General features: G+C 56.5%; 10 protein-coding genes. 3 read left to right on the forward strand and 7 right to left on the reverse strand.

The genetic code is table 11. From position 1 onward, the window contains the following. The first annotated feature begins 3 nt into the window (after positions 1-3). From ALFI_RS13565 to ALFI_RS13575, 3 genes are all read left to right on the forward strand, one after another. Positions 4-516, forward strand: a complete 513-nt coding sequence (locus ALFI_RS13565) for a hypothetical protein (RefSeq protein WP_014776235.1) — start codon at positions 4-6, stop codon at positions 514-516. Beyond that, positions 513-1064, forward strand: coding sequence for a cob(I)yrinic acid a,c-diamide adenosyltransferase (locus ALFI_RS13570; RefSeq protein WP_009598082.1), 552 nt, complete (start codon positions 513-515; stop codon positions 1062-1064). Before ALFI_RS13565 ends, ALFI_RS13570 begins: the two co-directional genes overlap by 4 nt. A gap of 163 nt (positions 1065-1227) precedes the next feature. Next, the gene (locus tag ALFI_RS13575; protein WP_009597992.1) at positions 1228-1449 is read left to right on the forward strand and encodes a DUF2795 domain-containing protein; all 222 of its coding nucleotides are present in this window, start codon (positions 1228-1230) and stop codon (positions 1447-1449) included. 434 nt (positions 1450-1883) lie between these two features. On the opposite strand, the gene ALFI_RS13580 is transcribed toward ALFI_RS13575, so the two are convergent. The 7 genes from ALFI_RS13580 to ALFI_RS13605 all read right to left on the reverse strand — a co-directional run bounded on the left by ALFI_RS13580 (position 1884) and on the right by ALFI_RS13605 (position 13711). Further along, the gene (locus ALFI_RS13580) at positions 1884-4463 is read right to left on the reverse strand and encodes a calcineurin-like phosphoesterase C-terminal domain-containing protein (protein ID WP_244264979.1); all 2580 of its coding nucleotides are present in this window, start codon (positions 4461-4463) and stop codon (positions 1884-1886) included. An 88-nt stretch (positions 4464-4551) separates the two neighbouring features. Next, entirely contained in the window at positions 4552-6555 is a 2004-nt protein-coding gene (locus ALFI_RS13585) for a DUF5689 domain-containing protein (RefSeq protein ID WP_014776237.1), read from the reverse strand. Between the two features lie 93 nt (positions 6556-6648). Beyond that, positions 6649-8181, reverse strand: coding sequence for a SusD/RagB family nutrient-binding outer membrane lipoprotein (locus ALFI_RS13590; protein WP_009598098.1), 1533 nt, complete (start codon positions 8179-8181; stop codon positions 6649-6651). Between the two features lie 7 nt (positions 8182-8188). Beyond that, a complete protein-coding gene (locus tag ALFI_RS13595) occupies positions 8189-11398 on the reverse strand; it encodes a SusC/RagA family TonB-linked outer membrane protein (protein ID WP_009598004.1) in 3210 nt (1069 codons plus the stop codon). Positions 11399-11414: 16 nt separating this feature from the next. Beyond that, positions 11415-11711 carry a hypothetical protein gene (locus ALFI_RS17280; protein WP_130062600.1) on the reverse strand — a complete coding sequence of 99 codons (297 nt, stop codon included), beginning with the start codon at positions 11709-11711 and terminating at the stop codon, positions 11415-11417. A 399-nt stretch (positions 11712-12110) separates the two neighbouring features. After that, positions 12111-12875: a class I SAM-dependent methyltransferase gene (locus tag ALFI_RS13600; protein ID WP_014776238.1), complete on the reverse strand. Its 765-nt coding sequence runs from the start codon at positions 12873-12875 to the stop codon at positions 12111-12113. Continuing rightward, complete coding sequence (locus ALFI_RS13605; RefSeq protein ID WP_014776239.1) at positions 12875-13711, reverse strand: CvfB family protein; 837 nt, start codon at positions 13709-13711, stop codon at positions 12875-12877. The genes ALFI_RS13600 and ALFI_RS13605 overlap by 1 nt, the downstream gene beginning before the upstream one ends. Between the last annotated feature and the right edge of the window lie 127 nt (positions 13712-13838).

Here is a 13838-nt window from a genome sequence, read left to right on the forward strand (position 1 = left end):
GAGATGAGGATCGGCGGCCGCACTATCGGACTGGGTTTTTACGGACGGATCGCAGAACTGCACAACCGACTTGTCCGCGCCCGTTATTTTCGGGGGCACGGAGTCCATTCGCCCTTCGTATATAATATTGTACGGGAGGTCTTCATGCGCGGCGAGCTGCTGCCGGGCGACCGGCGGCTGTACCGGGCGCTGCGCGGTGCCGGAGTGCCCGAACGCCGGGCGATACAGTTGCAAAACGTGGCGATTCATTGCGGTTACGGTACGTTTGGCCTGAATCGTGCGGATGCCGAATTCTGTATCCTGACGCGGGACCTGCCCCGTGCGGAGACGCTGGCGTTGGTCGCCGCCGCGGGCGAAGCGGGGCATACCGTCGCCCTGATGTCGCCCTGCGAGGGACAGGATCGCCAGATGTTGTGCCGTCAGATCGTGGCGGCGCATCGTTCGACGACGGTGGACAATAGGGGATACCTGCTGATTTTCAATAATAATTTGCCGAAACAACATTTCCGGATATGAAAATATACACCAAAACGGGCGACAAGGGGACCACGTCTCTGGTCGGCGGCGAGCGGGTTTTCAAGACCGACGAACGGGTCGAAGCATACGGCTCGGTAGATGAATTGGCGGCTTTTACGGCGTTGTTGTGCGACAATATGCGCTCCGATGCCGCACTGACGCCGTATGTGGACGACCTGAACCGCATCCTTTCGCGGCTGATGACCGTCGAAGCCCTGCTGGCCCGCGGGAAATCGGGCTGCGAGAAGGTCGCTCCGCTGGCGCCCGAAGCCGTCACGTGGCTCGAAGGGCGGATCGATGCCTTGCAGGCTGCCGTACCGCCGATCGACAAGTTTACGATTCCCGGCGGCAACGCCGTCGTTTCGATGTGCCATGTCTGCCGCACGGTTTGCCGCCGCGCCGAACGCGCCGCACTGCGCGCCGACGAGAAATACGGCACGGACGCCGAGGCGCTGATGTTCCTGAACCGGCTGTCGGATTACTTTTATGCGCTCGGACGCATGCTTACGGCGCATTACGAGGTCGATGAAACCTTGTGGATTCCGTAATTCGTTGATTGCAAGCGTGTTTATCCTGCACCGGCGATGTTTTGTTGTTTTTTCTTTGTTTTTCTCGTTTTTTTTATACTTTTGCAAATCAGTGATGGCGGAACAGTCCCGTTTTTGGTTTGGCTAATCCGCTGATATTTGGGAACTTAAAAACATTGAATTTATGTACTGGACACTTGAATTGGCATCGAAACTCGAAGATGCCCCTTGGCCTGCCACGAAAGACGAACTGATCGACTATGCAGTACGTTCGGGTGCACCTCTTGAAGTGCTTGAAAATCTGCAAGAAATAGAAGACGAAGGCGAGATATACGAATCTATCGAAGACATCTGGCCCGATTACCCCTCGAAAGACGATTTCTTCTTCAACGAGGAAGAGTACTGAAAAGAATTTTGGGCTGAAATAGCTCAAAATGATATAGTTAAATTACTCGACGGCACGATTCATAATCGTGCCGTTAGTATTTAAGGGACATTTCCGGTTAAATAAAATTGACAAAAAATTGACAATTTTTGGATTCATCTTTGTGATGGTAAAAAATCGGAAATTATGGGTAGACTTAAATCAGAATGTCCCTCTGGCAACTTTATTGTGCGCACCAAGCCGAACGCAAAAGGGGAAGTTGCATCCCGTTTCATTCTAATTTTTAAGCATACTCTTGTTGCTATGGAGTAATACTTATTTCTGAGACGTAAGAACGACGGCCAATGTCCGCCCGGTCGGGGATCGTCTGCTATGACGCGAATTTGCTCGGCTGTAGACGAATAAAACGGCCGCTCCCGAAAGAAGCGGCCGTTCTGTTTGCTGTCCGATCCCGTTTACTGAACGATCGAGATCGTGGGGTTGATATTGTTTTGTACGGATATGCGGTGCGTACCGCCGTTGGGAGCGGCTAAGGCTCCCTTTCCGCTGGCCTGCCAGTTGGCCATGCAACGGAGCCGGATCAGAATATCCCCGTTATTGATGGCATGCTCGAACGTCATGTTGCGGTCGATCAGGCAATGGTCCGTATTCATCATTTCATAATTGTAAGAGAACGTCTGCGCCTGATCGCCCTCTCCGACGGTCGTCGTCTGCAAGGGCGCTCCGGGCTTCCATTCGCCGCCGTCGTAGTACTCCAGCATCCAGTATTTCATACCGGTTCCGGATGCGCGTGCGTGGAACTTGGCGTTGATGACCGTTCCGGCCTTTATGGTCATTTCCGGAATGGTGAACAGCCACCAGTCGCCCGGCCATCCGCCCGTGATATAAGGCTCGCCGGCCGTATTGGCGCGGGCTATCTTGTTGTTTACGTCGAGTGCTGGATCGCAGTTGCTGATATAGCTGATATAGCCCTTTCCGGTTGCCGACGGCATTTTGTTGTCCACGACGAACTCATCGACGTTGACGCCCTTTGTAAATACCCATTGCGCCGGCAGATTCGAAGGAATTTCCCGTACGATCGTCTTCTCGTAGACGCCGCCGAACGGATCCGTTACGACGACCTTGATCGTCGAGCCGGGAACCTGCGCTATGGCGGAGAACATATGGGCATTGTAGCCCGTGAGGTAGGTGCTGTTGGGCGATCCGGGGGCGTGGGCCGGTTCCAGTACGTCTTTCTGCCATGTGTAGTGCGTCGGGTCCTTGCGGTATACGCGGGTCGCTGTGAGCGGCTGTCCGTTTTCGGTCACGGATACCGTCCAGTCTTCGTCCCAGTTCCAGACATTGACCAGCACTTCGTTGGCCTTGGCGCCCACGGCGCTCTTGTAGTCGCTCTTCACGAAATTCATGTCGTATACGGCGAACTGCTCGTTGCGGGCCACCTCGATCCCCTTATAGTACCACTGCACGGCCGTTCCGTTGAATTTGAATACGCCGTATCCCGTCGGGGAGCCGTCCTTGCACAAGTCGTAGTCGGCGCCTCCGTTGGCGCTTTTCACGTTGAACCACCACGTGCCGCATACGGCTGCGACGTTATGTTCGCGTACGCCTTCGGCGATCTTCGCGTGGTGATTGGTGTGCGTATGTCCGGTGAGGAATTCCACCTGATAACCCTGCAGCAGACCGAGCAGGTCGTTTCCGCCCGAAAGCGTCACGATCGGGTTCAGACCGGCCGAGGTCATCGGGGCATGCATGGCGACCACGATCTTCTTGGACTTGTCCACGTATTTCAGGTCTTCGGCCACCCACGCCATCTGCCATTTCTGCGGGTCGGAGTCGCCGAGCAGACCGATCCGCTCGATGCGGCTGCCGCCGTTGTAATTGTCGTACTGGTCGTTGTCCAGAACGATGTAGTGTACGTCGCCGATGTTGAACGAATAGTAGGTGGGGGCTATGTGCTGCTTGAAAGGCAGTTCCGTGAAATAGTCTCCGACTACCTTCGGATCGTTGTCGTGGTTGCCGATCACGTTGAAAACCGGGCAGGGGAAGTTCTTCATCAAGTCCTTGTAGTTCGGCAGCTGGTAGCGTACCTCCACCATGTTCTCAGGACCCTGATTCATGGTTTTGTACCAGAACGCATCCCACGTGATGTCGCCCAGACAGAGCGCATACACGTTCGCATACTGCGCCATTTCGGCCGTGATGTCGGGCATGAACTTGTTCTTGTACTGGTCGATGTCGGCATATTTGCCTGCCGTGTTCGGGGTCTTGCTCGCCAGATGAAGGTCGGTGAATACCATCATCACATGGTTCGTGTTTCCGCCGGGGATCTCCGTAAGCGCGAAATCGTGCTGCTCGTTGTCTTCGTTGAGCAGCTGCTGGCTCATGGCCGGGAAGGCCGGATAACCCGCTTCGCTCTCGATGTTGTATCCGGAGGGGATGGAAACGAATACGTACCCCATTTTCTTCTCCGAGGGCAGGTAATAGACGCCGTCCTTGTCGGTCTTGGTGACGATGACTCCGTCGGACACCACCACGTCTGCGACCGCCTTTTTCCCGCAGTAGACGCGGCCCTTGACGGTCATGCCCGCCTGATCGGGAATCGCGGGGAAGTGCGCCTTGTAGATGGTCATCGGACCCAGCACCTGCTGCTTGTTGTAACGCTTCAGGATAAGCTCGTACGAGCGCAGGTCGATCGTTTTGGGAACGGTTATTATGACGTAATCCTCGGCCACCTCGCTGATCTCGGCCTGAAAATATTTGGTCTCCTCGGCAGGGTCTTCCGACGTGGAGCGGAACAGGAATACGTCGTATTTGTCGAATCCGGTTCCCATGATCTTGATGGGGTCCTCCGGGATGAAGATCTCCTCCGCATCGGGCATCACGAGATCTTCGATGAAGACGGCGGGGATAATTTCCTCCTGTTCGGGCGTCGGTTTGGTCCATGTCGGATCTTCCGAACAGCTGATTCCGATGCACAACAGCAGAAATGCGGCTGCGAACAGATACGGTAATCTGAATTTTATCAATCGTTTCATTTTTCTCATTGTTTAGATTTTTGTCTAATCCTGCCGAATCGCTCCGGGAGGGGAGCGGTTCGGCAAGATTATCCTGCGTTACACCGGATTAATTGACTTTTTTCTTCAGGCTCGTATAGATCATGCGGTTCGTACCCGTCGCGCTGTTGGCTGCCTTGCCGTCCACGCGCTCGTCGGAATTGACGCGGAACCGCAGCCAGAGCGAAGACTGGTTCTTGCAACCGTCGGGCAGTTTGAAGGCGAAGTTCTTGGGACCGGGTATTACCTCCCAGTTTCCGGCCTTGTAGTCGGTTACGAAGGTCCACGGACCGGCCTCGGCCGCAGCCCACTCGATCGAGAAGGGACCGGGACCCGACTGCGAGCTGGTGGTGCAGAAGCATACGTAAAGGTCATCCGAAATGCCTGCCGTCGAAGTCTCGAAGTACCATGCCTTCTGGGTCGGCGTATAGGTGTCGTTCGACTGGGCGCCCCAGCCGCCGCAGTTGGCGGAATAGTATCCCTTCTCGGTGCCGTTGACCGACGCATCGACACGGACATAGGCGGCGCCGCTGTAAAGGCGGAAGGTGGTGCTCTGCGCGATGACGGCCTTGGGGGCGAAGTTCACGAACAGCTGTCCCGTGCCGACTTTGGGAACGAGTATCTCCTTGTCGGGAAGCGTTTCGGGCCAGTAGAATTCGGTGACGGGCACGTAACGCCGGGCTTCGGTCAGCTTGTCGCGGTCGTTGATGTTGCGCATCCTGATCGCCCATTCGTTTTCGACCTTGATCAGAATACCCGTTATATCCAGCATCGGATCGTCAGTCAGCAGTTCGTAATGTTTGAACATGGCGCCCGTCTCGACGCTCGTGCCGCCGTAGACGTAGTGGCTGATCGTGTTGCCGTCGCGGTCCAGAAGCAACTGGGCGAGGTCGGTAGGACGTCCGCCGCCGTAAATGGAGCCTTCGTTGGCGTTGTAGTAGGTTCCGTGCGGGAATACGAACTGGAGATTTCTGATCGTTACCAGCGTACCGAGCATTTCGTCCGTCAGGCCCTGCGTGCTTTCCATCACCTTCGGTTCGATCGGAGCGCCGCCCGTGGTGATGACGTCGCGGATGCGTTCGGTCGAAATGGTGATGTAGGGCTGTCCGTCGTCGTCGATCACCGACTGCGTATTCATGAGCGGTATGGTCACCAGCGAATTGAGCTGGAGCGAGTGCGAGCCTTCCTGAACGCGGAACTGAATGGCGCGTCCGCTGGCGTCCTGAACGAAGAACGCGGCGGGATTCGGGCAGTTGCCGGATACGCGGTCGCTGATCACGGTGCCCTGTATCTTGACGTTCTCACGAACGGTTCCCTGCAGGCCGCCCAGCTTCTCGTACACCTCGGCAATGGTCTTGAGTTCGGCGTTTTCGCCGATATCCAGCGGAATGCTCTGGTAGACGATCAGCTCTACCGTCGTCATACGCTCGGTGGTGGCGTTGAATTCGATACGTCCCGTGCGGGGCACCGTTCCCGCATATTTGGGAACGGAGAACTTGATTTCGTTGTCGCTGATCTCGTCGATCGTGATCCAGCCCTCGCCGGAGTCGCCGACCTTGGCCGTCCACTCCACGTTGCAGGTGACGCCTACCGAATATTTCTCCTCGCCGTTGCTGTTGATGACCACCTTGGGAGGCGTCGTGGTCACTCCGAGTTTGAGCGCCGGATCGACGTCCCGCTGCGAAATCGTGATTTCCTGAATGATGTTGTCGTGCTCGTGCTTGCCAACGACGCGGAAGCGGGCCTCCCGCAGTACGGGGTCCTTGGCCGGCTGTTTGGATACCTTCACGGCGAAAACGCCGTCGTCGGAACCCTCCTTGGGCCAGATATTGACCCACGTCTGGGAGGTGTCCGCCATTTCGACCTTCCAGTCGATATTGGAATACACGGTGAAACTGTGCGTCTCTCCCGCTGCGTTGTACAGGAAAGCGTCTTCCGACAGCGTGATATGGGGATCCTGGACAACGTCGGTCTCGTCGTCCTTGCAGGCGACGAATGCCGTTGCCGCCATCGCGCAGAGAGCGAGCGCCTTCAGGCCGGGCCATCTTCCGGAGATGAATTGTTTTATTTTCATATGAATTGTTTTTTCGTTATTTACGGGTTAAATTCAAAACTCGACCGGGATGCTGCGTTGCCTTTCCGGTTGCGATTCGTTTTACGGACACTCTTACCATTTGATGTCCGCATCCCATTTGTGGCCGGTGTAACCGAGGTTGTTGTCCTCCTCCGGATTCTCCAGTTTGACGGCCTTGCGGCTCCACCACACCGGCGTTTTCATGTTGTCTTCGCCCATTTTGGCCAGCTGGGTCGCATAGTTCTTGTTGGACGAACGCAGCACCAGCGGGTAGGGGAAACGGGTCGGATGCACGCCGTCGTTGCGGATGGCTTCGCCCATCACCAGCAGGGGATAACCCGTCCGGCGGTACTCGTGCCAAGACTCGTAGCCCACCGTGAACAGCGAAACGTATTTCTGGGTTATGATGATTTCGGTCGTAGCGTCGTAAGCCACGGCTCCGTTCTGCAGGAAGGTTTCGACGGCCGATTCTGAGATGTCGGGAATCCACTGCTTGAGCGACGCCGTGACCGCAGCATAGTAGGTCTCCGATGCTTCGCCGTCCATCATTCCGCGCTGAATGGCCTCGGCCTTGATGAACAGCACCTCCGAATAGGTCATGAACGTGTACGGGGAGGTGTACTGCCTGAAAGTCGTATTGTTGCTGTTGGACGCGCCGTCGGCCGACTGTTTGGAGATGACCGAAGCCGGGGCGCCGCTCGTGATTCCCACGTAACCGCCCGCGTTGGCTCCGGAGCTTACGCGGTTGCAGTAAACCGAGATGCGGGGGTCGCTTGAGTCCACCATGATGTTGATGAAACGTTCGCCCATCGCGCTGTCGTCGGTGGCGTTGTCGCCGAAATCATTGACGAACGGACGCGTGCCGCTGTATTTCAGCGTGGCGTTGTCGTCGTTGCTCTCGAATATGGGGTACTGCGAGGGGTTCTCGAATACGGTCTTGATGCGTTCCGCCGAATTCATGTCCCTGCGGTTGCTCACGCGCATCAGCAGGCGCAGATAGAGCGAGTTGGTGAACTTCCGCCATTTGGTCACGTCGCCGTTGTAGAGCAGGTCGCGCTTGGCGTCTATGGTCGAGGTCTTCGTGTAAAGCGTGTTGGCCCGTTCGAGGTCCATCAGCAGCGAGTCGTAGATGACTTTCTGATCGTCGAATTTCGGCTGCATGATGTTTTCGTCGATGCCTTTGAACGCCTCCTTGAAGGGCATGTCGCCGAACAGGTCGGTCATGTTCGAAAGGTAGAGCGCCTTCATGGTCAGGGCTATGGCCTGCGCGTTGGTATTCTCCTCCTTCTCCGCGAGCTTATACATCTCTATGGCATTGACGGCCCAGCGTCCGCAGAAGTTCCACGCGCCCTTGAATTCGCTGTCGGTGAGCACGAAGCGGTGCAGCTGATTCAGCGTGCTGGTCTCCACCGTATACTGCATGAACTCGTTGTTGTGGCGCCACGTGCGGTATTTCATGCTTCCGGCGCCCTCGAAAATCAGGTCTTCGAGCATCTGGGAGGAGTTGGCCTTGCCGACCTCCGCCCGGTTGGGGTCCTTGTTGTAATCGTCGAAATTGCTCGTACAGCCGCACAATCCCAAGATTATCACTCCCCCGGTCAATATATATGAATTGATTCGTTTCATCGTCTTATTAGAATTGAAGTTTAAGATTAACGCCATACGTGCGTGTCATCGGGAACGCCGCGGTTTCGAAACCCTTGGTGATTTCCGAACCGTTCATCGTCGCGATCTCCGGGTCGAACTGCGGCCAGTTGGTCCAGCAGAAGAGGTTCGTGGCGAAGAAGGCGATCGAAGCGCCCTGCAGCACCTTGGTCTTGGCCGCGATCTTCTTGGGAAGCGAATATTCGAGACGTATGTCCTTCATCTTCAGGAACGACGTGCTGAAGGTGTTGTTCACCACGTTGTCGCGGTTGAACACGCGCAGGTTGTAGTAGCTCTCGATGCTGGCCGTCACGGTCTTGTTGATCGAGTAGGTGCCGTCGGCGTTCTGGTTCACGCCCTTGTGGATCAGACCGTCATAACGGCCGGGAAGCGTCGCTTTTATCTTACCCTGATAGCCCAGCATGGCGTTGGTGAAGGAGTAGGCCTGCCCGCCCCATTGCGCCGAGAACGAGAAGCTCAGGCGGAAATTCTTGTAGGAGATCGAGTTCATCCAGCCCGCCTTCCAGTCGGCCTGCGTGTTGCCGAGGTTCTCGAATTCCGAAGCCAGTACGGGATAACCGTCCGAATCGACGATGTCCCAGCCCGATACGTCGATCGTCGATCCGTCGTCGGCCGTGACGTAGGAACCCTTGGGGGCCTTCTCGTAGCCCGAACCGTACAGGTCGCCCAGCGATCCGCCCGGAACGGCGCGGATTTCGCCGCGGGGACCGGTTGCGATGGTCCAAGAATCCAGATTCGGGGCCAGCTCCACGACCTTGTTGCGGTTGCGCGACCACGTGAAGTTCATGTCCCAGCGGATGTTCTTGTTCCTCACGGGCTGTATGCGGGCCGATACCTCCCAGCCGCGGTTGTTGATTTCGCCCGCGTTCACGATCGTATTGTAGACGCCGGTGGTGATGTCTACGGGCACCGAAATGATCTGGTTCGTGGTGGTCGCGTTGTAGAACGCCACGTCGAACGTCAGACGGCTGTCGAAGAAGCGGCCCTCGACGCCGAACTCCCAGCTCTCGACGTTTTCGGGTTTGAGGTTGTAGTTCGCCTTGTTGGTCGGCATGTTGAAACCGCCGGTGAAGGAGGAGTTGTTGTAGTAGTTGAGCAGCTGATAGGGCGACGTGTCGTTACCCACGTTGGCCCACGAAGCCCGCACCTTGAGGAAATTGACCATCGGGGTGTCGATGTGCAGCAGGTCGCTGAGAATGACGCTGCCGCTGACCGAAGGATAGAAATAGGAGTTGTTGCCCGGAGCCAGCGTACTCGACCAGTCGTTGCGGCCGGTGACGTCGAGGAATATCATGTTGCGCCAGCTGGCCGATATGAGTCCGTAGAAGCTGTTGATCGACTTCTGACGGCGTATGGAAGTCACTTTGGGACGGTCCACCGAGTTGCTCAGGCGGTAGTCGCGGTCCACGACCAGACTTTCGGCCAGCGAGGTGTTCGAACGGTAGGACTGCATCATGTTGTTGCCGCCGAACGATGCGCTCAGGTCGAAGTCGTTCAGTTTCTTGGTATAGCGCAGCAGGAAGTCGTTGTTCATCTCGTAGTCGAACACGGTCTGCTCCTTGTACATACCGTTGATGTAGGTCTTGGCGCCCTTGGGTTTCTGCTGGGTGCGGAAATCGTTGTTGAGGTCCATGCCGCATCGCAGGATCAGCGAAAGCTCTTCGGTGAAGTTGATCGTCGCTGCCAGATTGCCGAACACGCGGTCGCGGTCGAGTTTGTTGAGCTGTTCGTAAGCCGTGTAGTAGGGGTTGTTGCCGTTGGCCGATACGTGCTGGGTGCTTTTGCTCAGGTCACCGCCTTCGCGCACCCATTTCTTGTAGTCCGCCTTGAACCACTGGGCGTCCACGTTGGGCGTATTCCACAGCAGCGGATACATGATCGACGAGCCGCCGTAACCGGTCATCGGCAGGTTGTCGCTGTCCTTGCGGTAGTAGTTCACCTTGGCGTCCAGCTTGATGTACTTGTTGATCTGCTGCGAGAGCGATATCGAGAAGGTCTGCTGTTTGTAACCGGTGTTGGGAACGATCCAGTCGTTGCGCACGTCGGTTACCGAAACCCGGACCGAGGTGCCTTTGCCGTTGTTGCCGCTGACCGAGATGTTGTTGTTCCACGTTACGCCGGTGTCGAAGAATCCCGCGAAGAAGTTGCGCGGACGCCACTCCATCATCGTATAGGTGCCGTCGTCGTTCAGCGAAGGCCACTCGTAGGTCAGATGGCCGTCGAACTTGTCGCCGAAGGCATAGGACGACCAGTTGCGCGACACGCCGTCTACGCTGTAGAACGAATAGGGGTTGCCGCCGAAGCGTCCTGCGCCGTATTCGTACTGGAAATCGGGCCAGAATCCGGCTTTCTCGAACGAAACCGACGAGCTGAACGTAACGCCTATGCCTTTGGTGGTGCGACCCGACTTGGTCGTGATGATGATGGCGCCGTTTGCGGCGCGCGATCCGTACAATGCCGTTGCGGCGGGACCTTTCAGTACGGATACGTTCTCGATGTCTTCGGGGTTGATGTCGCCCGCGGCGTTACCGAAGTCTACGGCGCCGTCGGTCGAGTTGTATGCGCTTTCCGACGTGCTGGAAGTGGTGCTGCTGGTGATGGGCACTCCGTCGACCACGAACAGGGCCGTGCCGCCGTTCATGTTGATGGAGGTTTCGCCGCGGAGAGTCACGCGCATCGATCCTCCGGGACCCGTCGACGCCTGATCGAAGTTCAGACCGGCGACCTTGCCTGACAGAGCATTCATCCAGTTGCTCGATACCGTGCTGGTGAGCACATCGTTGTCCACCTTCGTAACGGCATAACCGAGCGCTTTTTCGTCTCGCTTGATACCGAGTGCGGTTACGACGACGCCTTCGATTTCCTGACTGTCGGCCTCCAGCGTGACGTCTATCCGCGTTTTAGGGCCTATTAGTATCTTCTGGGTCTTATAACCCAGCGAAGAAAAAACGAGGGTCTGAGTTTCCCCCCCCCTTATTTTGTACTTGCCGTTGATGTCCGTGATAACACCTGTCGGTGTTCCCTCGATCGTTACGGCGCAGCCTACCGCCGGGGTAGTGCCGTCCGAATCGTAGACGGTTCCTGTGATATCCGCTTTCTTCTGGGCGTAGAGCATCGTCGATGCCAGCACCAGAAACAGGGATAACAAAAACCTCTTAACGTAGAATTTAAAATTCATAAGCATTTGTTTTTGGTTAAATGTTTAAGTTGTTTGAATGTTGTCGGTTAAATAAATATAGGTATGGTCGCCAATGGCTCTGTATGGTGCGGGAAGCGCCGGAAGCGATCAGCGGATTCGAGATTCGATTCGGTTTTTTCCGGCAGGGAATGCTGCCGGTGCGGTCCGAAACCGCGTTGCCTGCGGTTGTCGCAGGGGCGTGGAACCGGCATTTTGCTGCGGGTACAGGTGCCGTCGCATCGGCGGCGGCCATTGCTGTTGTTCTTATTCCGGCAGGTTCCGGAATCCGGTTTGGCGGCAGTTTCGATTTCATGGTCAGTTGTTTAGGCGGCGGTCCATATCAGCGTTCATTTTCCGCTCCCGAAGCGACTTGTTAATTTCAATATGAAAATAATACCTTTCGTTTCAAAACAAAAATACGAATTAGTTTTTACTGTGCAAAATATTTCGTATTTTTTTTAGTTTACAAAACGAAAAATATCCTGTTACGGAGGTTTCGTGTAATAAGGGCGTTGTTCCGGGCGGAAAAACGGCTGCTTTTTTATTATTCACCTCGCTGGATTTCAAATATTTGTCAAATGTCGCCCCGCAGTTGACCGCTGCGGCCGCTGATTTCGGCGGCGCAGCCTGCATGTCGAATGTAGGTCCGGGACAATATGACAAGGGCCGCCCCGCAGTGGGGCAGCCCTTGGTTTTTATCAGATGATTCCGTCTATTTTTCCGCCACGAAGAACAGATCGAAACTCTCGTCCGTCACGGGGCCGATCCGGTAGTCGTCCATGCGGATCGAGGTCGTGAGATCGGTGTTGGACTTCAGGAGTCTACGGCGGTTTATGCGGTTGAGAACGTCGTAGGGGAATTGCAGCAGACAGCGGGGGAGCCGGTGCTGCAGGTCGAGGATGTCGAAGCGCGTGATGCGCTTCACGCTGCGGCGGTTCTGTTCGTAATATTCCATGACCCGCGCGTTGCCCGAAACGCCGAGCGCCTCGACCGACGAAAATTCGCTGCCGAGCAGGCTGCGCAGCTCCGCGGCGGTGTATTCCCGGATATGCCACGGGTTGCGCGTGAGCGACATCGGGGCGTTCGGGGTTGTCACGATGAACTTTCCGCCCGGACGCAGCACGCGTTTCACTTCGCGCACCAGTTCGAGGTCCCGTTTTATGTGTTCGATCACCTGAAACGAGATCACGAAGTCGAAACTGTCGTTTGCGAAGGGCAGCGGCGGAACTGTCGCCTGCCGGAATTCGACGTTCGGGAGCTGCGTCGGTTCGGGCGCGGGGGCCAGTTTGTCGATGGTGACGAAACTCCGGGCGCGGGGCGCCACGACCTCGATGCCGTAACCGGCCCCCGTGCCTATCTCCAGCACGTCGCCGCTGATGCGCTGCGCCGCGGCATGGTAGGCCAGCAGCGAACGCTGGAATACGAAATTGTCGGAAGCTTCGCGCGAAACCCGTTCCGCGGTCGTTATCTTGGCCATTACTCGTTGATCTTTATTCCCTGTTCGTCCACCGTGACGGCGCCGCGTTTGAGCAGCATGCCCAGCGAACGTTTGAAAACCTTCTTGCTCGTCTGCGTCAGCCGGTTCACCTCTTCCGGGGCGCTGTCGTCGTTCAGCGGCAGGAAGCCGCCGTTGTCGCGGACCAGCTGCAGCAAAACCTCCGCCGAGTCCTTCACCTGCGCGAAACCCTCCTGCTGGAGGCTGACGTCGATGCGGTTGTCTTCGGTGAGTTTGCGGACGTAACCTTTCGTCCGGTCTCCGACCGCTATGGGGCGGAACAGCTGGTTGCGGTAGAGCATGCCCCAGTGCCGGTTGTTTATGATCACGCGGTAGCCGATCGGACTCTCCGAAGCCACGAGCAGATCGACTTCCTGACGGGGCGCCACCGTGATGCTGTCGTTGTTGATGAAGCTCTTGAGCTTGCAGGTCGCCACGCAGCGGCCCGTGACGCTGTCTTCGTAGAGGTAGACGATGTAGCTCCGTCCTGCGATGATGCCGCCCTGCTGGTTGCGGTTCGGAAGGAAGAGGTCTTTGCCGTACAGCCCCCAGTCGAGGAACGCCCCGTGGGCCGTCTTGTCCACGACGCGGAGATAACCCGCCTCGCCGACGCGCAGCAGCGGCGTTTCGGTCGTCGCCACCAGCCGGTCTTCGGAGTCGTGGTAGAGGAAGACCTCCTTTTCGTCGCCCGGCTTGTCTGTAAGGGATATGTAACGGTTGGGCAGCAGAACCTCGTTCTGCTCCTCGTCCGCAAGGTATAATCCGTAATCCGAGATGCGGCTTACGGTGAGTTTCTGGATGCGTCCTGCTCTGAGCATATTGTCGTTTGTCGGAATTGACCGACTGCAAAAGTACGTTTAATTTCGCGGCTGTGCAACTTTCCGCGCGGGAATAGATCGGACCCGCCGCTTCGAATGAATCCGATTTTCCGCCACGGCTTTGGCT

Source organism: Alistipes finegoldii DSM 17242, assembly GCF_000265365.1.
Classification (GTDB): domain Bacteria; phylum Bacteroidota; class Bacteroidia; order Bacteroidales; family Rikenellaceae; genus Alistipes; species Alistipes finegoldii.